The sequence below is a fragment of the Bhargavaea massiliensis genome, assembly GCF_050480245.1.
Classification (GTDB): domain Bacteria; phylum Bacillota; class Bacilli; order Bacillales; family Anoxybacillaceae; genus Anoxybacillus.
The window spans coordinates 49,506-69,319 of sequence record NZ_JBCNEQ010000003.1 but is presented as its reverse complement, the minus strand read 5'-3'; the positions used below and the strand labels follow the sequence as shown (position 1 = coordinate 69,319).

23 protein-coding genes are annotated in these 19,814 nt (G+C 42.7%); all 23 read right to left on the bottom strand.

Annotation, left to right across the window (positions count from 1 at the left end; translation table 11 throughout):
- Nucleotides 1-18: 18 nt before the first annotated feature.
- Nucleotides 19-1,137: an RNA polymerase sigma factor RpoD gene (rpoD, locus tag ABEV15_RS01095; RefSeq protein ID WP_429635297.1), complete on the bottom strand. Its 1,119-nt coding sequence runs from the start codon at nt 1,135-1,137 to the stop codon at nt 19-21.
- Entirely contained in the window at nt 1,130-2,944 is a 1,815-nt protein-coding gene (dnaG, locus tag ABEV15_RS01090) for a DNA primase (RefSeq protein ID WP_498852143.1), read from the bottom strand. The genes rpoD and dnaG overlap by 8 nt, the downstream gene beginning before the upstream one ends.
- 305 nt (nt 2,945-3,249) lie before the next feature.
- Nucleotides 3,250-4,056 carry a pyruvate, water dikinase regulatory protein gene (locus ABEV15_RS01085; RefSeq protein ID WP_429630807.1) on the bottom strand — a complete coding sequence of 269 codons (807 nt, stop codon included), beginning with the start codon at nt 4,054-4,056 and terminating at the stop codon, nt 3,250-3,252.
- 12 nt (nt 4,057-4,068) lie between these two features.
- On the bottom strand, nt 4,069-4,698 hold the full coding sequence (ccpN, locus tag ABEV15_RS01080) for a transcriptional regulator CcpN (RefSeq protein WP_429630830.1): 630 nt from the start codon (nt 4,696-4,698) through the stop codon (nt 4,069-4,071).
- 86 nt (nt 4,699-4,784) lie between these two features.
- The gene (gene recO, locus ABEV15_RS01075) at nt 4,785-5,546 is read right to left on the bottom strand and encodes a DNA repair protein RecO (protein ID WP_498852142.1); all 762 of its coding nucleotides are present in this window, start codon (nt 5,544-5,546) and stop codon (nt 4,785-4,787) included.
- Between the two features lie 19 nt (nt 5,547-5,565).
- Entirely contained in the window at nt 5,566-5,709 is a 144-nt protein-coding gene (locus tag ABEV15_RS01070) for a YqzL family protein (protein ID WP_429630811.1), read from the bottom strand.
- A gap of 99 nt (nt 5,710-5,808) precedes the next feature.
- Complete coding sequence (gene era / locus ABEV15_RS01065; protein WP_498852141.1) at nt 5,809-6,717, bottom strand: GTPase Era; 909 nt, start codon at nt 6,715-6,717, stop codon at nt 5,809-5,811.
- 66 nt (nt 6,718-6,783) lie between these two features.
- Entirely contained in the window at nt 6,784-7,170 is a 387-nt protein-coding gene (locus ABEV15_RS01060; protein WP_429630832.1) for a diacylglycerol kinase family protein, read from the bottom strand.
- A 6-nt stretch (nt 7,171-7,176) separates the two neighbouring features.
- Nucleotides 7,177-7,644, bottom strand: a complete 468-nt coding sequence (gene ybeY, locus ABEV15_RS01055; RefSeq protein WP_498852140.1) for an rRNA maturation RNase YbeY — start codon at nt 7,642-7,644, stop codon at nt 7,177-7,179.
- Between the two features lie 59 nt (nt 7,645-7,703).
- The gene (locus ABEV15_RS01050; protein ID WP_429630817.1) at nt 7,704-8,666 is read right to left on the bottom strand and encodes a PhoH family protein; all 963 of its coding nucleotides are present in this window, start codon (nt 8,664-8,666) and stop codon (nt 7,704-7,706) included.
- A gap of 3 nt (nt 8,667-8,669) precedes the next feature.
- Nucleotides 8,670-9,857 (bottom strand): sporulation protein YqfD, encoded by a 1,188-nt coding sequence (gene yqfD / locus ABEV15_RS01045; RefSeq protein ID WP_498852139.1) that lies wholly within the window; start codon nt 9,855-9,857, stop codon nt 8,670-8,672.
- A gap of 11 nt (nt 9,858-9,868) precedes the next feature.
- A complete protein-coding gene (gene yqfC / locus ABEV15_RS01040) occupies nt 9,869-10,153 on the bottom strand; it encodes a sporulation protein YqfC (RefSeq protein WP_429630821.1) in 285 nt (94 codons plus the stop codon).
- A 53-nt stretch (nt 10,154-10,206) separates the two neighbouring features.
- Nucleotides 10,207-10,539, bottom strand: coding sequence for a YqfB family membrane protein (locus ABEV15_RS01035; protein ID WP_498852138.1), 333 nt, complete (start codon nt 10,537-10,539; stop codon nt 10,207-10,209).
- A 10-nt stretch (nt 10,540-10,549) separates the two neighbouring features.
- A complete protein-coding gene (floA, locus tag ABEV15_RS01030; protein WP_429630825.1) occupies nt 10,550-11,539 on the bottom strand; it encodes a flotillin-like protein FloA in 990 nt (329 codons plus the stop codon).
- Entirely contained in the window at nt 11,536-12,198 is a 663-nt protein-coding gene (locus tag ABEV15_RS01025) for an NfeD family protein (RefSeq protein ID WP_429630827.1), read from the bottom strand. The genes floA and ABEV15_RS01025 overlap by 4 nt, the downstream gene beginning before the upstream one ends.
- Before the next feature lie 93 nt (nt 12,199-12,291).
- The gene (locus ABEV15_RS01020) at nt 12,292-12,735 is read right to left on the bottom strand and encodes a GatB/YqeY domain-containing protein (RefSeq protein ID WP_003393899.1); all 444 of its coding nucleotides are present in this window, start codon (nt 12,733-12,735) and stop codon (nt 12,292-12,294) included.
- 14 nt (nt 12,736-12,749) lie between these two features.
- Nucleotides 12,750-12,923, bottom strand: coding sequence for a 30S ribosomal protein S21 (gene rpsU / locus ABEV15_RS01015; RefSeq protein ID WP_003393897.1), 174 nt, complete (start codon nt 12,921-12,923; stop codon nt 12,750-12,752).
- 100 nt (nt 12,924-13,023) lie between these two features.
- Nucleotides 13,024-14,376 (bottom strand): tRNA (N(6)-L-threonylcarbamoyladenosine(37)-C(2))-methylthiotransferase MtaB, encoded by a 1,353-nt coding sequence (mtaB, locus tag ABEV15_RS01010; RefSeq protein ID WP_498852137.1) that lies wholly within the window; start codon nt 14,374-14,376, stop codon nt 13,024-13,026.
- Between the two features lie 10 nt (nt 14,377-14,386).
- Nucleotides 14,387-15,136 (bottom strand): 16S rRNA (uracil(1498)-N(3))-methyltransferase, encoded by a 750-nt coding sequence (locus ABEV15_RS01005; protein WP_498852136.1) that lies wholly within the window; start codon nt 15,134-15,136, stop codon nt 14,387-14,389.
- Between the two features lie 14 nt (nt 15,137-15,150).
- Nucleotides 15,151-16,089, bottom strand: a complete 939-nt coding sequence (gene prmA, locus ABEV15_RS01000; protein WP_429633435.1) for a 50S ribosomal protein L11 methyltransferase — start codon at nt 16,087-16,089, stop codon at nt 15,151-15,153.
- Nucleotides 16,090-16,113: 24 nt separating this feature from the next.
- A complete protein-coding gene (gene dnaJ, locus ABEV15_RS00995) occupies nt 16,114-17,235 on the bottom strand; it encodes a molecular chaperone DnaJ (protein ID WP_498852135.1) in 1,122 nt (373 codons plus the stop codon).
- Between the two features lie 132 nt (nt 17,236-17,367).
- Nucleotides 17,368-19,185, bottom strand: a complete 1,818-nt coding sequence (gene dnaK / locus ABEV15_RS00990) for a molecular chaperone DnaK (protein ID WP_339173448.1) — start codon at nt 19,183-19,185, stop codon at nt 17,368-17,370.
- A gap of 14 nt (nt 19,186-19,199) precedes the next feature.
- Complete coding sequence (gene grpE / locus ABEV15_RS00985; protein WP_498852134.1) at nt 19,200-19,781, bottom strand: nucleotide exchange factor GrpE; 582 nt, start codon at nt 19,779-19,781, stop codon at nt 19,200-19,202.
- Between the last annotated feature and the right edge of the window lie 33 nt (nt 19,782-19,814).

Genomic DNA, 19,814 nt, shown 5'->3' with positions numbered 1-19,814 from the left:
ACTATTTCTTGTAAACGGTTATTCTAAAAAGTCTTTTAAGCGTTTGCTACGGCTTGGGTGACGTAGTTTCCGCAGCGCTTTTGCTTCAATTTGGCGAATGCGCTCGCGCGTTACACCGAACACTTTTCCGACTTCTTCAAGCGTTCGCGTGCGTCCGTCGTCAAGGCCAAAGCGAAGGCGAAGAACATTTTCTTCCCGATCTGTTAGCGTATCTAACACATCTTCAAGCTGCTCTTTTAATAGCTCATACGCTGCATGTTCAGCTGGAGATGTCGCATCTTGGTCTTCAATAAAATCGCCTAAGTGGGAGTCGTCTTCTTCACCAATCGGTGTTTCAAGCGATACAGGCTCTTGGGCAATTTTTAAAATTTCGCGCACTTTTTCTGGCGTTAAATCCATCTCTTCTGCAATTTCCTCTGGAGATGGCTCGCGTCCTAAGTCTTGTAAAAGCTGGCGCTGAACGCGAATGAGTTTGTTAATCGTTTCAACCATATGGACAGGAATGCGGATCGTACGCGCTTGGTCAGCAATCGCTCGCGTAATCGCCTGGCGAATCCACCATGTGGCATATGTGCTAAATTTATATCCTTTGCGGTAATCAAATTTTTCGACCGCTTTAATTAAGCCCATATTTCCTTCTTGGATTAAGTCAAGGAAAAGCATGCCGCGACCAACGTAGCGTTTCGCAATGCTAACAACGAGGCGAAGGTTCGCTTCAGCTAAACGACGTTTCGCTTCTTCGTCCCCTTGTTCGATGCGTTTGGCTAGTTCAATTTCTTCTTCGGCTGACAATAACGGAACACGACCAATTTCTTTTAAGTACATGCGAACAGGGTCGTTAATTTTTACACCTGGCGGAACGCTTAAATCATTTAAATCGAACTCTTCGTCTTTTAAATCGTCGAAGTCTGGAGCATCTAAGTCCTCATCATCTAGATCGGATTCACCGATGACTTCGATTCCTTGTTCGTTTAAATACTCATAATATTCGTCCATTTGATCAGAGTCAAGATCAAACGGGGATAATCGCTCAGCGATTTCTTCATAGGTAAGAACACCACGTTTTTTACCTAGCTCAACTAATTGTTCTTTGACTTGTTCTAACGTTAAATCGGAATGTGTTGACTTTTCAGCCATTTATTCCCCTCCTTCCAAAATGCAAACACTTTCGCATCGCGATAATTTCACTCGCAATGCGTTTGGCGCACTCATAATCTTTTTGCCGTTCGGCTTCGCGTAGCTGTGCTTCTTTTTGCTTAAGCAATTGCTCTTTCGGATAATTGAGCACGCATTGAATGTAATCTTGTAACTCTGCTGATGAGATGTCTTCATTGATCGGCATCATCGACAGCTCTGTAACAATGCGTTTTAATTGCGGATCATGAATGCGTTCAAGTAACGAGCTTACATCGGGTTCGTGTCCTTCTTCGTAAAACGCATATAAATAAGCGACAATAGCGCGGTGTTCTTCGATGTTAAACGCACCTTCGATCGCTTCTTGAACAGTAAAGGCGATCGCTTTATCGCGCAACATATGAGCGATTAACATACGCTCTGCTTTTTGAAAAGCGGGTAGTAATTTCGCTTGAACAGGCGCCATCACTGTTTCGCGACGTTCTTGTTTTCGCTCTATTTGCTGTTTCTTTCCGTACACAGCCATTTGTTCGCGTAACGCATCCATCGAAATGGAAAATTCATTCGCTAATTGGCGTAAGTAATAGTCGGCTTCAATTGCGTTCGATAATCGGCTAATTTCTTTTACCGCTTCTTCAATATAGCGAAGACGTTCGCTTTCGTTTTGAAGATGGCGACCGCGTTTTAAATATTCAAGTTTAAACGCCGTAAGCGACAAACTCGCATCGAGCACATGATGACGAAAGCGGTCAGCACCGTATCGACGTACATATTCATCCGGATCGAGCCCATCTGGCATCATCGCAACTTTCACATAGCAGCCAGCCTCAACGAGCGTCTCAGATGCTCTAAGCGCTGCATCTATCCCTGCTCGATCGCCATCATAACAGACGATCACAGATGAAGCATTGCGCCGAAGCATGCGTGCTTGTTCTTCTGACAGAGCCGTTCCCATCGTGGCTACCGCGTGGGAAATGCCAGCTTGCACAGCAGCAATCACATCAGCAAACCCTTCAAACAACACAACTTGCTGTTTCTGTCTCATCGGCAAACGCGCTTCATGAAAGTGGTATAAAATGTTGCGTTTATTAAAAATAGGCGTCTCAGGACTATTCATATACTTCGGATCTTCGTTTCCGAGCGTTCTCCCCGAAAAAGCCACCGTTTCTCCTTGATGGTTATGAATCGGAAACATAACGCGATGACGGAAGCGATCAAAATATGAGTCCTCTCCCGATTTTTTCACAATCAATCCCGCTCGTTCCATAAGTGGAAGGGAGAAACCTTTGTTTGTTAAAAATGTGACAGCTGCATTCCAAGATGGCAAAGCGTAGCCGATTTCAAACTTCTCGATCACCTCGCGCGTAAATCCACGATGAATTAAGTAGCTTAATGCTTCTTCTCCTTCATTTGTATGCAGAAGCAAATGATGATAAAACTTTTTTAATAGCTCATGCGCAGCGATCATCGTTGCCGTTTCCGTCCGTTCAGCTATTGAATGATCATCAACGACGTACGATAAATCGACATTCGCTCGTGGTGCTAATCGTTTCACCGCTTCAATAAATGTGATCCCTTCTATTTCCATTAAAAACGAAAACACATTTCCGCCTGCTCCACAGCCGAAGCAATGGTAAATTTGTTTTTCCGGTGAAACAGAAAAAGAAGGTGTTTTCTCTCCGTGGAAAGGACATAATCCAAAATAGTTGCGTCCTTGCTTTTTTAGTGAGACATAGTGTTGGATGATGTCTACAATATCGACTGAGCGACGAATGTGTTCAACCGTTTCTTCAGGAATACGTTGTCCCATATTTCAACAACTCCAAACATATTTCGACAAAACTTGTTGCTGCAATAGAAATGTCTTGTATGTTTTTATTCTCCATCGCGCGAAACAATCCTTCTTTTTGGGAAAAAAATATTGTCGAAAATCCCGATGCATTGTCACTTGACAATTAGCTATAAATAGTTTATTCGTCCTATGTTAAGTCTAAACCTGTTTTATCACAATTTTTTATTATAATACAAAAAACATGAGTTGGCTATAAAAATGCACAACAGTTTTTATTGAAAAAGGAAAAGCACATATCACATCATGTGACTGTGCTTCATCGTTTATTTTTCTCTTTTCCGCATAATATTCATGATCACGTTCGCTGTTTCTTCGACTGCTTTATTCGTCACGTCAATGACTTCACAACCAATTTTCTTCACAATGCCATCAAAATATTGCAGTTCTTCTTTAATGCGATCGATGTTTGCATAAATAGCTCGATCATCTAAGCCGAGCGACTTTAACCGTTCGCGACGAATTTCATTTAGCTTTTCTGGGCTAATTTTTAACCCGAAACATTTGTCAGGCGACACTTGGAATAGTTCTTCTGGCGGATCAACTTCTGGGACGATTGGCACGTTCGCCACTTTAAACCGTTTATGGGCTAAATATTGTGATAACGGTGTTTTCGATGTACGCGATACACCAATTAACACGATATCGGCTCGCAAAATGCCGCGCGGATCACGACCGTCGTCATATTTTACCGCAAATTCAATGGCTTCAATTTTTCGAAAATAATCTTCATCTAAAACACGAATAGGTCCCGGTTCGCAACGTGGCGTCATTTGTAGTAACTTCGCCATTTGTTCAATAAGCGGTCCGATAATGTCGTATACAGGAACCCCTTCACGCGCTGCTTCATTTAATAAAAATTGGCGCATTTCCGGCACAACTAACGTAAACGCAATAATACCTCGGTTCATTTTGGCTAAAGCAACTACTTCCGATAACGTTTCCACATCTTCCACGTAAGGAACACGCCGGAATTGAACGAGTGCCCCTTGAAACTGACTCCCTGCTGCCTTGACAACGAGCTCGGCCGTCTCTCCTCCCGAATCGGATACGACGTATACGATTTGACTCATGTTTTTCCCCCTTTAAAGCACGTCTTCTTTCGCTAACGCGACAAGCACCTTCGTCATATTTGTTTTCGTGATGCGCCCGATGACTTCGTATCCTTTGTCCACTTTTTTGACGACAGGCATCGCATCAATTTGTTTTTCAATTAACTTTTGGGCGACATCAATAAGCAAATCATCTTTTTCGCAAAATGTAATATTCGGCATTCTTGTCATAATAATATTGACAGGGATAGACGTCAATTCTTGTTTTCCGATGCTCGCGCGAAGCAAATCTTTGCGGGACAAAACGCCGACAAGCAACGATTCGTCATCTACAACAAACAACGTGCCGACATCTTCTAAAAACATCGTGACAATCGCATCATAGACGCTCACGTTTTCATTAATGACGACAGGAATAGACTGATAGTCGCTCACTTTAATTTTTTTAATTTTATCAGCAAGCAACTGAGTTCCTGTTTTTCCTGTATAAAAATAACCAACACGAGGTCTCGCTTCTAAATACCCAGCCATCGTCAAAATGGCTAAATCCGGCCGCAATGTTGCCCGCGTTAAATTAAGCTTCTCAGCAATATGCTCACCTGTGATCGGCCCATGATCTTTGACGATTTGCAAAATTTGTTCTTGACGTTTATTGAGTTCGATTGTTGCTCACCACCTTACAATAGGCTACAAGACCATATTATAATTCATCTTCATATTTTGCAAACAAAAGTGGGAAGCGGACAACGTTATATTTGTCCGCTTTCACCTTTTAACGTATGGAGCTGTTGTAAAAACCGTTTCGTCTTCAACGAAAGACCTGAATACTCATCATAATAAGCCGAGATGATGGCTTGTAGTTGTTGTTTCGTTTCTTGTTTGACAGCGATTTGACCGATGCGGGACAAATCTACGTAGTAAAAAAGGCGAAGTAATTTTAAAACCGATGGAGTCATCGGAATGCGGTGTGGATCGCGCTCAAAACAGCGGTGGCAAAGAAATCCTCCTTCTGTAATCGAAAAAGCAAACGTTCCTTCTTTTTGCCCACAAACTGCACAGCCATCTAACTTCGGATACAGTCCAAATGCCGAAAGCAACTTCATTTCATATATGTATGTTAATACTTCGGCATCCAGTCCTTCATTTATATACGTGAGCGTTTGTAAAAGAAGTTCAAACAAATATGGATTCGGGCGTCTTTCTTCCGTCGCTTTATCCGTTAATTCAACAATGTACGAGGCATACGCCGTTAAAAAAATATCTTCGCGTATATGCCGCATCGTTGAAAGCAATTCCCCTTGATGTAAATTCCCGACGCCACGACTTTTTTGGACGAGATATATTCCGTATGTAAACATTTGCGTAACAGAAGAAAGGCGGCTGCTCGGCTTTTTCGCCCCTCGTGCCATCGCAGCAACCTTTCCCCATTCGCGCGTAAATATCGTTACGATTTTATTCGTCTCCCCGTAGTCAGTCGTTCGAATGACAATTCCTTCACATTTTTCAAACATATAACATACCCTTCCGAAGTTAAAGGACGTGGTAATCTCGTTCAGTTAAGTGACATGATAAATCATTGGCCTGCTCTTGCGCTTCGCGTTCTAGCTCCTTAAACAAAAGGTACGTATCAATATTTCCTGTTTGACTAAACAGTTTCCAAGTAAAATCGAGCATCGAACCACACCTTTCTCTCGTTAGTTGACGGTTATTGAGGAGCTCACTTGTAGTTTGCTCTTGTTTCGCTGTCACGATGTCTTTTAAAATTTTACATCTTTAATATTCATCTTCGCGATAGCCAAGGTCTCGCAACTGCGCCATTTTATTACGCCAGTCTTTTTGTACTTTAACCCATAGTTCTAAAAACACTTTTGAGCCTAATAGCGCCTCAATATCGACGCGCGCACGTTGGCCAATTTCCTTTAACATTTGACCGCGCTTGCCGATAATAATTCCTTTTTGTGAATCGCGCTCAACGATAATGGTCGCTGCGACATACACCGTATCGCTATTTTCGCGGCGCTCGATCGAATCAATGACAACCGCAATGGAATGCGGCACTTCTTCTCGTGTCAAATGAAGCGCTTTTTCGCGAATAAATTCAGCAATAATGAACCGCTCGGGATGATCTGTCACTTGATGTGCTGGATAATATTGTGGCCCTTCAGGCAAGTAGTTTTTAATTTGTTGCAACAACGTTTCTACATTGTTTCCTTGCAACGCTGAAATAGGAATGACTTCCGCAAATGAATGGAGCGAGCGATATTGCTCAATCAGCGGCAGTAAATCGTCCGGATGCACTTCATCAATTTTATTAATGACTAAAAATACCGGTGTTTGTACATGTTTTAACCGTTCGATAATAAATTCGTCACCGCGACCGAGCCCTTCTACAGCGTTCACCATAAATAAAATTAAATCGACTTCCTGTAGCGCGCTTTGCGCTACTTTGACCATAAAATCGCCAAGTTTATGCTTCGGCTTATGAATGCCTGGCGTATCAATGAAAATAATTTGCGCATCATCTGTTGTGTACACACCTTGAATTTTATTGCGCGTCGTTTGCGGCTTATCGCTCATAATTGCAATTTTTTGCCCAATGACGCGATTTAAAAATGTAGACTTTCCTACATTTGGTCTTCCGATAATTGCTACGAATCCTGATTTATATCCTTCTCGAATCATAGAGACCTCCATCGCATAAAGTATGCTTACCGTTTATTTTACCAAAATATGAACACGACTTCACTACTATTTATGAAAATATAAAGAATTTTTAAAAAATACATACATATGAGGAAGGAAAATGGAAATTCCAATGATAACAGCAACGATCGCAAAAACGAGCACCGCACCTGCCGCTAAATCTTTCGCTTCTTTCGCTAGCGGTCGGTACTCGTCCGTCACTAAATCGACCGTCCGTTCAATTGCGCTATTGACGATTTCCAAACTAATGACTGCTCCAATCGTCAAAAGCAGCACAAGCCATTCCATTTTCGTGATGCGAAACACCATTGCAGCAACGATGACAACAATCGTTGCCGCTAGATGAATGCGCATATTTCGCTCATAACAAACTGCCAGGCGAATGCCGTTTAAGGCGTATAATACGCTAGCAACAAATCGCTTCCAGCGCACCATATGTCATCTCGTTAAACCGAATTGTTGTAGTAGCTGCTCTTGTTTCGCAAACATCACTTTTTCTTCTTCTTCCGTTTCATGATCATAACCGAGCAAATGTAAAAAGCCGTGCACCACTAAAAAACCGAGTTCGCGCATAAACGAATGACCGTACTCTTCTGCCTGTTCGCGCGCTTTCGGCACAGAAATGATAATATCCCCTAACACCGGCGGCAAGCCCGCACCGACAATTTCGATTTCTTCTTCCCCCATTTCTTCAAGCGCAAACGAAATGACGTCTGTCGGTTGATCTTTTCCACGATAATCGCGGTTAATTTCACGAATTTTTTCATTGTCAACAAACGTGATGCTCACTTCTGCGCCATCTCGTACGTTTTCTTCCTTTGCGGCATGCTGCAATAACTGTTCAATAAGCTCAATCTGTTCTTCTGTTATTTCATTCGTTTCATCAATAAAATCAATGATTAACACGAAATCTCCCTCTTTCTTCGTCAAAGTGCAAAAAGGACCCACGCCAACGCAGGTCGCATTTACATTCCAGCATCTTCATATGCAGCGATAATTTTGCCGACAAGTGGATGGCGTACAACATCAGCTTGCTCTAAAAAGACGAATGAAATTCCGCTTACATTCGTTAAAATTTCTTTCGCAATCGCCAGCCCAGAACGAACACCTTTTGGCAAATCCACTTGTGAAATATCACCGGTGATAACCATTTTCGAGCCGAAGCCAAGGCGCGTTAAAAACATTTTCATTTGCGAAGGCGTCGTATTTTGCGCCTCATCTAAAATGACAAACGCATCGTCTAACGTTCGCCCGCGCATATATGCAAGCGGAGCAATTTCAATCGCACCGCGCTCAATTAATCGTTGCGTATGCTCATGACCTAGCACATCATGAAGCGCATCGTAAAGCGGCCGTAAATACGGATCGACTTTTTCTTTTAAATCACCCGGCAAAAAACCTAAGTTTTCGCCCGCCTCAACAGCCGGACGCGTTAAAATAATTCGCTTGACTTGTCCGCTTTTTAGCGCTTGTACAGCCATAACGACAGCCAAATATGTTTTTCCTGTTCCTGCTGGCCCAATACCGAAAATTAAATCGTGGCGCTGAATCGCAGAAACGTATTGACGCTGACCAAGCGTTTTGACACGAATCGCTTTTCCTTTTGCATTTTTTCCAATTTCTTCGTTGTACAGTTCCACAAAGTAAGAAATCGTACCGTTTTTCGCCATTTGTAGCGCATAAAGCACATCTCGCTCGCTAATGACAATGCCTTTACGAATAACAAGCAACAAATGGCGAAGCAATTCATCAACAAGTTCAATATGTTGCTTGCTTCCCGAAACGCTGACTGCTTCCCCGCGCGTCACAATTGAAACACCGAGTTCTTGTTCAATGCGCTTTAAATGAATATCGTGCGTACCAAATAAAGCGAGCGCTTCATCTGCATTTTGTACGTTAGGATAAATTGTGACAAACTGTTCCGACATTCCTCAGTCTCCTTGAATAATTGGTTGTGGTATCGCAATATTTTCAATGACTTGGTAATGCATTTCTACTTTTACTTTACCATTCTCTTTCGCCTCATGCAAAACTTTTTCACCTTGGATGATCGCATCCGCAGGCAGCTGTCGCTTTAACTGTTCACGCGCGATTTGTTTCGCTACTTCCCTTGCCTGATCGTATGAATATTCGCGAACAGCGACTTCTTTTTCTTGCCACACTACTTTTTCATAACGAATCGGTAGCGTCCATGTCAAAAAGCGAAACGTTTTTTCATCGACTTGTTTTTCAAATGTTGAAAATTTCTCTTTATGATTCCAAAAAAACGGAATTTTCCATGACCAAAAACGAACGTAATGTGTTTCGCGTTTTTTCCCTGTAAACATATAAAACGTTGTTTTCATCGGAACGACGACCGCAGACTTGTACCACGTCTCCCCTAAAATTTGACCGCGCGCTGGCACGATCTCCGTCTGTCCTTCTTTGCCGATAAATCCGGAAACGAGCAACTGCCCTGGAACGACATGATCATTCACTTCTACAACCGCTTGACCTTGCTCAACAAACATGTACGTAATGACCGCTTTTTTCTTTGCAACAAGGTGTTGTGGCGTATTCGATTTCGTCTGTTTCGGCTGCTTTTTTTCAACTACTTGGCAATATAACGTTGTCCCGCGCCACTCGACACCAATCCACGTAATTGTGTCCATATTGTTCATTAACGTTCGTTGAATCGCTTCGGGAGTCGGAATGACAAATTGCAACGCCCCACGCTCGACCCCCATTTTTTTTAATTGCTGCAACACCGTATGTTCTGTTTCAGGGTTCGCCCCTGTCACTTCAATGCGCCAAATCATGTTGGATAATAAAAAAACGATACATATAAAAGCAAAGATCCCGACGACGATGCCGCTATTTTTCCATGACGCTTTCAACCAAAATGGTGCACCTCGCCGTTCGAGAAAATATAATTTACAACCGCTTTTTCGCATCGCTGCTCGCACACGGCGAATATCGCGAAGAAACATGTAACACGTTAGCGAGTTTTCTCCCTCTCTCCTCACGTTCCATACGTATATCCCGCGGCGTGTAAATTCATTTAATAACCGTTCTAATCCTTTCCCAACAATACGTATGCGCAAGTTTCCTGACGCTCGATACATCCATTCGTTTTTCACACCCGCCCCCCCTATTCTTCTAAATATAATACTTGGTTGATTTTCCCTTCGAGCAAAATTTCTTCAGGTAAAATCGTTTTAATCGTGAACGATTCCCCTTTGACAAGCAACTGGCCGTTTTTTAACAATAAGCGCAATTCGCGATCTGTAAACAGAAGCAAACCGCGATGGTTTTCTATGTAGATATGAATATGACCAATCATCGTAATACGGGGGAGGTCAGCAACAACGTCCGCAGGTAATTCCATTTGATTCGTTAGCCATTGTTGCATTTTGTTTTTCCATTTTTTCATCATAAACAAAACCCCCTTTCATCTCATATGTATGAGCGAAATGGGGGTTATAGCACTTATTTTCTACCAAACGGACGCTTCGCACGCGGTGGACCGAGCACTTCTGAAAAAATAACACCTTGCACGAGCGGATGTTTCGGCAATTGTTTTGCTTTCGTCTGCTGCTTCACTGTTGGCTGTGAAACGACGATTTGCTCCTGTTCTTGTTTGACCGCCCGTCTCGTTCTTTGTTCAACTTCTGTCACAACAGCTGTCGATCGTTGTTCTTGCTGTTCTTTTCGTTCCACCGTTTCTTCCACTGCTTTGATCTGTTTTCCAATCCAAGAAATAAACGCTCCTAAAATAAAGACGACAAATATGTTGTCAAGAAGCCACTCAATGAGCATCATCATTCATTCCTCACTTTTGCTCATCATCCGGATGTTGCGTCAGCTTGCCAATCGAGTCGCGCATATTCGTATCCGCCATAATGTTTTTCAAGTTCATGTAATCCATGACACCGAGCTTTCCAGAACGAAGCGCTTCTGCCATCGCAAGCGGCACTTGTGCCTCCGCTTCAACTACTTTTGCTTGCATTTCCTGCACGCGCGCTTTCATTTCTTGCTCAAGCGCAACGGCCATTGCACGACGTTCTTCTGCTTTTGCTTGCGCAATTTTTTTATCCGCTTCGGCTTGATCTGTTTGCAACTCCGCCCCAATGTTTTTTCCGATATCAATATCTGCAATATCGATCGATAAAATTTCAAACGCTGTCCCTGAGTCTAACCCTTTGGTTAATACCGTTTGCGAAATCATATCTGGATTTTCAAGCACTTTTTTATGGTCATGTTGGGACCCGATCGTTGATACAATACCTTCCCCGACGCGAGCAATAATCGTCTCTTCCCCTGCGCCACCGACTAACCGATCAATATTAGCTCTCACGGTAATACGCGCTTTCGCCTTCACTTCAATACCATCCATTGCGACACCTGAAATAAACGGCGTTTCAATGACTTTTGGATTCACGCTCATTTGTACCGCTTCTAACACGTTTCGGCCAGCTAAATCAATGGCAGCACAACGTTCAAACGTTAAATTAATATTGGCGCGTTGTGCAGCAATTAAAGCATTAACGACGCGGTCGACATTTCCACCTGCTAAATAATGGCTTTCTAATTGGTTAATCGTCACATTTAGTCCTGCTTTTTTCGCTTTAATTAATGGATTAATGACGCGCGATGGAATGACGCGACGCAATCGCATGCCAATAAGCGTAAAAATGCTAATTGGAACGCCGGAAGCAATGGCTGAAATCCAAAGCATAACCGGAACGAATGAAAAGAAAACAGCTAACAATACAAGTCCTAAAGCAATCGCAATAATGAATAACACTTGATCTGGCATCATATGATCTCCTCCTCTTTTTTCCATTCACGAACAACAATTTTTAACCCATCGACATAAACGACTTCAATCGGACGATTTCGCTCTATATATTCTCCTTCTGTAACGACATCGACACGCTCGTCATCAATAAGTGCTGTTCCTGCCGGACGCAACACCGTCAATGCCACCCCCCGCTTTCCAATTAAATCAACACGCGCGTCATGAGAAACATATCCTTTTTCATTTCGCTGTTCATCAGTAAGTACGATTTTCTCAAAAAGCATCATCTTCTTTTTGCTGACTCGACTTAACCATAATCCCATCATGAGCGCGCTAACGACAGCTACCGCTAAAGAAACAGTAATAAACGGGGAATATTTGGCGGCTAAAAATAAACTCCAAAGAAGCGTCCCAAGCCCAAGCAAGCCGATTACCCCACCTGGCACAAACAGCTCAATGACTAACAAAATAAGACCAATAGTAAATAACATGATCGCTCCGAAAGTTGTTAAACCAGCCGCTAAATGCGATGAGAAAAAAAGCAAAAAGCAAACGAGGCTCCCCGTTCCTTTCCATCCCCAGCGCGCATCGTATAGTTGCCAAACAAACAACACGCTGCCGGCGATGAGTAAAAGCGCAGCAAGAAACGGATGCGTAAAAGCAATAATGAAACCGGCCATCGTTTTTCCTCCCTTCACCTTTTATTATGTACGTATGGAAAGAAAAAAAGTTTCAAAAAATAGAAAAACACCTTACGATATCGTAAGGTGTTTTTAGCTTAAATGTTGTTGAACAAGTTTGTTCACGAGCGATCCGTCCGCTTTTCCTTTCACTTTCGGCATGATCGCTCCCATCACTTTACCCATATCCGCTTTTGAGGAAGCGCCCACTTCGGCAATCGTTTCTTTCACGATTTGCACAAGCTCTTCTTCGCTCAACTGCTTCGGCATGTAAAGTTCAAGAACCGTAATTTCTTCCTTGACTTTATCAACAAGGTCTGTGCGACCAGCTTTTTCAAATTCTTGGAGGGAGTCTTTACGCTGCTTTAATTCGCGAGAAAGTACGGTTAATTCTTCATCTTCGGTCAACGTTTTGCCAAGTTTAATCGCTTCATTTTGCAAAGCGGATTTCACCATGCGAATGACCGACAATTTGTCCTTCTCTTTGTTTTTCATCGCTTGTTTCATATCATTGTTCAAACGTTCGAGAAGACTCATAAATACACCCTCTTTTAATATTTGCGCTTTCTAGCCGCTTCAGACTTTTTCTTACGTCTTACGCTTGGCTTCTCATAGAATTCGCGCTTTCTTGCTTCTTGCAACGTACCTGTTTTTGAAACCGCACGTTTGAAGCGACGAAGAGCATCTTCAAGCGACTCGTTTTTACGAACGATCGTTTTTGACATCCTACTTCCCTCCCTCCGAACAAAACCGCTAATCCTTGGTACATGTTAAAACATGTACTTTCAAAGTATAATATAACCAAGCTCATAAGTCAACTTCTTTTTATGAGCTTAGCCGAATGGCTTCATGAGCATCGTCAATGACACGAACAAATTCCCCTTCGTTATATGGATAGCCTGCTTTTGTAATTTTCACTTTCACGAGTTGACCGACCATTTCTTCTGTTGCTGGGAATTTCACTTTTAAATAGTTATCCGTATAACCGACATATAATCCGCTCGTTGGATCTTCTTTATAAAGCTCTTCTGGAATGACTTCAAGCACTTGTCCTTCAAACTTCGATGCATACTCCTTCGCTAATTGATCGGAAAGTGCAATTAAGCGATGAACGCGCTCATTTTTTATTTCTTCGTCAACTTGATCTGGCATTCTTGCGGCTGGTGTGCCTGTCCGTTTTGAGTATGGAAAGACATGCAGTTCGGAGAAGCGTTGCTCGCGAATAAATTCATATGTTTCCATAAATTCTTCTTCCGTCTCCCCAGGGAAACCGACGATTACATCTGATGTTACAGCTAAGTCTGGAAATACTTCACGTAAACGAGCTAGTCTCTCCGCAAAAAATTCCGTCGTATATTTGCGGCGCATTCGCTTTAACACCGCGTTTGAACCAGATTGCAACGGAATGTGTAAATGACGGACGATTTTATCCGATTGTCTCAATACGTCGATCACTTCATCTGTAATTTGGCTCGCTTCAATCGATGAAATGCGCAAACGTTTTAATCCTTTTACTTGCTCATCAATATCGCGCAACAACATGGCGAAATTGTAATCTTTCATATCTTCTCCATATCCGCCTGTATGAATGCCCGTCAATACAATTTCTTTATATCCCGCGTCAACGAGTTGTTGCGCCTGACGAATAACTTCTTTCGGATCGCGCGAGCGCATTAAACCGCGCGCCCATGGAATAATACAAAACGTACAAAAGTTATTGCATCCTTCTTGGATTTTCAGCGATGCGCGTGTTCGATCCGTAAATGCAGGCACATCAAGCTCTTCATATACACGCGTTTTCATAATATTGCGCACACCGTTAATCGGCTGGCGTTGTTGTTTAAACTGCTCAATGTACTCTAAAATTTTGCTGCGATCTTGTGTCCCGATGACGATATCGACACCAGGAATCGCCATAACTTCCGCTGGAGACGTTTGCGCATAACAGCCTGTTACACATACGACCGCATCAGGATTGCGGCGCACCGCGCGACGAATGACTTGACGGCTTTTTTTATCGCCTGTATTCGTTACTGTACACGTATTAATAACGTATACATCGGCGTGGCTTTCAAAGTCTTTTCGCTCGTATCCTGCTTGTTTAAATAACTGCCAAATCGCTTCTGTTTCGTAATGATTCACTTTGCATCCTAACGTATGAAATGCAACCGTTGGCATGTAGATCACCTCACTTAAGTTCCCATTCATAAGATACAGCGGATAATGCATATAATGGCGCTGTCTCTGCCCGTAAAATACGTGGCCCAAGACTGCATGCGACGAATCCATGTTCTTTTAATAACGCCACCTCTTGTTCAGAGAGGCCTCCTTCTGGTCCAAAAACGATGAGGAGAGAGTCCTCCTTGCTCATCGTTTGAAGAAGATGAGCAAACGAACGGTGACGTCCTTCTTTCGCCTCTTCTTCATACGCAATATATTTATAATTGATGTCGCGCGCCCATGCAATAAGTTCACGAATCGTCATCGGAGCACAAACAGATGGCATGTAAGCTCTGTGCGACTGTTCAGCCGCTTCTTTCACGATTTTTTGCCAACGTTCCACTTTTTTATCCCCTTTTTTCTCGTCCCATTTCACGATCGAACGAGAGGTGATAAGCGGAAGAAACCCTTTTGCTCCAAGCTCTGTTCCTTTTTGTAAAACGAGTTCGTATTTATCTCCTTTTAGCAATCCGCTTGCGACATATACGTGTACAGGAAGTTCAACGTTTGCCTCTATCCATTGTATAATACGGCAGCGAACAAAATCATTGGAAATTTGTTCGATCTCACAAAGCATCGTTTCACTACGTTCATTACAACAAAGAAGGCGATCCCCTTCATTCATGCGCATCACCCGTCCGATATGATGGACGTCATCGCCAGAAATCATGACGTGATCGCCAACGATTTGCTCGTTACGTACAAAATACCGTTGCAACACGAACACCCTTTTTATTGTTTTTTCGCAATAAACGCAACCCAGTCTTCCATCGTTAACGTTTCTTCAATGGTAAAACCAGCACGAAGAAGCCCTTCCTTCACTTCTTGTTTTTTCGTTTGAATGATACCTGATGTAATAAACACACCATCTGAACGCAACAGACGATACGCATCGTCGACAAAACGAAGAATAATTTCAGCTAAAATGTTTGCTACGATAACATCTGCTTGTTCATCGATTCGATCAAGTAAATTGTTTTGCGAAACGGTGACAACATCGTGCACTTTATTTAACTTCACGTTTAATTTTGCACTTTCTACCGCAACTGGATCTAAATCGAGCGCATGGACACGCTTTGCCCCTAACATCGCAGCCGCAATGCTTAAAATGCCTGATCCTGTACCGACATCAACGACTGTATCCCCTTCTTTAACCGTTTTTTCAAGCGCTTGAATACACATAACTGTTGTCGGATGCGTCCCTGTACCAAACGCCATGCCCGGATCTAGCTCAATAATTAATTCATCGCTTGAAACCGGTTCATACGTCTCCCATGTCGGAACGATCGTAAAGCGCTCAGAAATTTTGACAGGGTTATAATATTTTTTCCACGCTGTTGCCCATTCTTCTTCGTTCACTTCGCTAATTGTAATTTTATTTCGTCCAATATCGATGTTATATAGCATTAAGTTATTAATCGCTTGTTTAATTTCTTCGACCGTTTCACCTAAAAAACTATTCACCGGTAAATATGCTTTAATAATGACGCCTTCTTCGGGGTAATCGTCAGGATTGAGTTGGTAGATTTCCCCGTAAGTCGTTTCTCGTTCTTTCGTTAGTTCAAACGGATCTTCAATGACGACACCACCAGCACCCGCTTCGTGTAAAATATTCGAAATTGCCTCAACCGCTTCGTGTGTTGTATGAATGCTTATTTCTGACCATTTCATAAATCTACCAACTCCTCCTTCACGTTACTCCCCTTTAAATGCTCGCTTCACTTTTGCAAAAAAGCTGTCTTCTTGGCCATTCCCTTGACTGAGTTGTTCAAATTCACGCAACAATTGTTTTTGACGTTCCGTTAATTTCGTTGGTGTGACAACACGAACGCGAATGTGTTGATCTCCTTTTCCGTACCCATGCACATTCGGTACTCCTTTTCCTTTCAAACGGAATTTTGTACCTGTTTGCGTACCAGCTGGAATTTTCAACTTCACTTTACCGTACAACGTTGGCACTTCAATATCCGCTCCGAGCGCGGCTTGTGTAAACGTAATTGGCATTTCACAATAAATGTCATCGCCATCCCGTTCGAAAAACTCATGTGGTTCAACGTGGAAAACGATATATAAGTCTCCGGATGGTCCTCCGTTTATTCCTGGTTCACCTTGACCCGCTAGACGCAATTGTTGGCCATCATCGACACCAGCTGGAATTTTGACATGAATTTTTTTTCGTTTTTTCACACGACCTCTTCCATGGCACGTTGTACATTTTTCTTTAATAAACTGTCCTGTACCGCCACAATAATGACAAACGCGGCGGTTTACGATGCGACCAAACGGTGTCGCTTGTTCAATCGTTAATTGTCCTGTACCGTGACAATGTGCGCACGTTTCTTTTTTCGTTCCCGGCTTCGCACCCGAACCGTGGCACGTATCGCACGTTTCTTCACGCGGAATTTCAATATCCGTTTCTTTTCCAAATACCGCTTCTTCAAATGTCAACCGCATCGTATATTGTAAATCGGCCCCTGCACGTGGCGCGTTCGGATCGCGTCGGCGACCACCGCCAAAAAAGCTGCTAAAAATATCTTCAAAGCCGCCAAACCCACCAAAGTCAAAATCAGCGCCACCAAATCCGCCAAACTGCTGGTTCGGATCGGTATGGCCGAACTGATCATAGTGGGCACGCTTTTGATCGTCGCTTAACACTTCGTATGCTTCTTTAATTTCTTTAAACTTTTCTGCCGCATCGGGCGCTTTATTAATATCTGGATGATACTGTTTCGATAACTTCCGATATGCTTTTTTAATTTCTTCCTTTGTTGCGTTTTTACTCACACCGAGCACTTCATAGTAGTCTCGTTTACTCATGATCACCCACTCCCGACTCGTTCACATGAACGTAATTTTATCATTGTCTCATCTTATTGCGCAATATATTTCATGTTTCCATAGCAAAAAAGTCAAAGCCAAGGCAGGCCTGACTTTGACTTTTTCGTTTGTTTACTTATCTTCTTTCACTTCTTCAAATTCTGCATCGACGACGTTATCGTCTTTTTTGCCTTCGCTTTGTTGAGCTTGCGCTTGTTTAGCTGCTTGCTCGTATAGCTTAATTGAAAGCTGTTGGACAACTTCTTGTAGCGCATTTTTCTTCGCACGAATGTCTTCGATATCTTTTTTCTCAAGCGCTGCTTTTAACGCATCTTTTGCTTCTTGCGCTTTCTTCACATCCGCTTCGTCTACTTTTCCTTCCAATTCTTTTAATGTTTTTTCTGTTGTGAAAATGAGATGATCTGCTTCGTTGCGAAGTTCCACTTCTTCTTTCCGCTTCCGGTCTGCTTCTGCATTTTCTTCTGCTTCTTTAATCATGCGTTGAATTTCTTCTTCAGATAAGCCAGAAGAAGATTTAATTGTAATCGATTGTTCTTTATTTGTACCTAAATCTTTCGCACGCACGTGTACAATACCGTTTGCATCAATGTCAAACGTTACTTCAATTTGCGGCACACCGCGCGGAGCTGGTGGAATGTCTGTTAATTGGAAGCGACCGAGCGTTTTGTTGTCGGCAGCCATTGGGCGTTCACCTTGTAAAACGTGAATGTCTACCGCTGTTTGATTGTCCGCTGCCGTCGTGAAAATTTGCGATTTGCTTGTTGGAATTGTCGTGTTACGTTCAATTAATTTTGTAAAGACGCCACCCATCGTTTCGATACCGAGTGAAAGTGGTGTCACGTCTAACAACACAACGTCTTTCACGTCACCAGCAATGACGCCACCTTGGATCGCTGCACCAATTGCGACAACTTCATCTGGGTTTACGCCTTTATGCGGCTCTTTTCCGATTTCTTTTTTAATTGCTTCTTGAACAGCTGGAATGCGCGTTGAACCACCGACAAGAATAACTTTATCGATGTCCGCAGGCGTCAATCCAGCGTCTTTTAGCGCTTGACGAACAGGACCCATCGTGCGTTCAACTAAGTGTGCAGATAATTCTTCAAATTTTGCGCGCGTCAACGTCATTTCTAAGTGAAGTGGACCGTTTTCGTTTGCGCTAATAAAAGGCAATGAAATTTGCGTTTGCATCACGCCAGAAAGTTCTTTTTTCGCTTTTTCCGCTGCATCTTTTAAGCGCTGCAATGCCATTTTGTCTTTCGATAAATCGATGCCGTGTTCTTTTTTAAATTCTTCAACTAAATAGTCGATGATAACTTGGTCAAAATCGTCACCACCAAGATGGTTGTCACCAGCAGTAGCTTTTACTTCGAATACACCGTCACCTAGCTCAAGAATGGAGACGTCAAACGTACCGCCACCAAGGTCGTATACGAGAATCGTTTGATCTTCATCCATTTTATCTAATCCGTACGCTAATGCTGCCGCTGTCGGCTCGTTGATGATACGCTCGACTTCTAAGCCTGCGATGCGGCCCGCATCTTTTGTTGCTTGACGTTGCGCATCGTTAAAGTAAGCTGGGACAGTAATGACCGCACGTGTCACAGGTTCGCCTAAATATGCTTCTGCATATGATTTTAAGTATTGTAAAATCATCGCAGAAATTTGTTGTGGCGTATATTCTTTTCCTTCGATTTGTACTTTATAGTCTGTACCCATATGGCGTTTAATTGAAATGATTGTGTTTGGGTTTGTAATCGCTTGACGCTTTGCGACTTCACCAACTAAACGCTCACCGTTTTTAAACGCAACGACAGATGGTGTCGTACGACCTCCTTCTGGGTTTGGAATAACTTTTGGTTCACCGCCTTCTAATACAGCAACGCAAGAGTTTGTTGTACCTAAGTCAATACCGATAATTTTGCTCATCACATAATCCCTCCTTATTGATTTACTTTGACCATTGCTGGACGAATAACACGATCTTTTAATTTGTAGCCTTTTTGAAACTCTTCGACTACTGTATTCGGTTCATAGTTTTGATCATCAACTTGCATGACTGCTTGATGCACATGCGGATCGAACGGCTTTCCAACCGATTCAATCGCTTCAACTCCTTCTTTTTTCAGCGCTTCAATTAACGAACGATAAACCATTTCCATTCCTTGCAAGAGCGATTTTGCTTTCTCATCTTCCACTTGCACTTGTAGAGCACGTTCAAAATTATCTAAAATCGGCAACAAGTCAGCAACTAGGTTTTGCGCGCGATATTTTTCAGCAGCTTCCATATCTAAGCGCACACGGCGACGATAGTTGTCAAAATCAGCATGTAAACGAAGTAAACGATTTTCTGTTTCTGCTAACTTCGCTTCGAGTTGCGCAATTTTTTCATAAGCAAGCGCTAACTCATCTTTTTCTTCTTGTTGTGTTTCTTCACTTTGCACTTGCTCATCTTGCAGTTGCTCATTTTGTACTTCTTCATGTTGTTCAACAGTTTCATCATATGTACGCTGTTCTTTCTCCATCTTCTCACCTCCCTCAAACACTTGAAAAGCGGA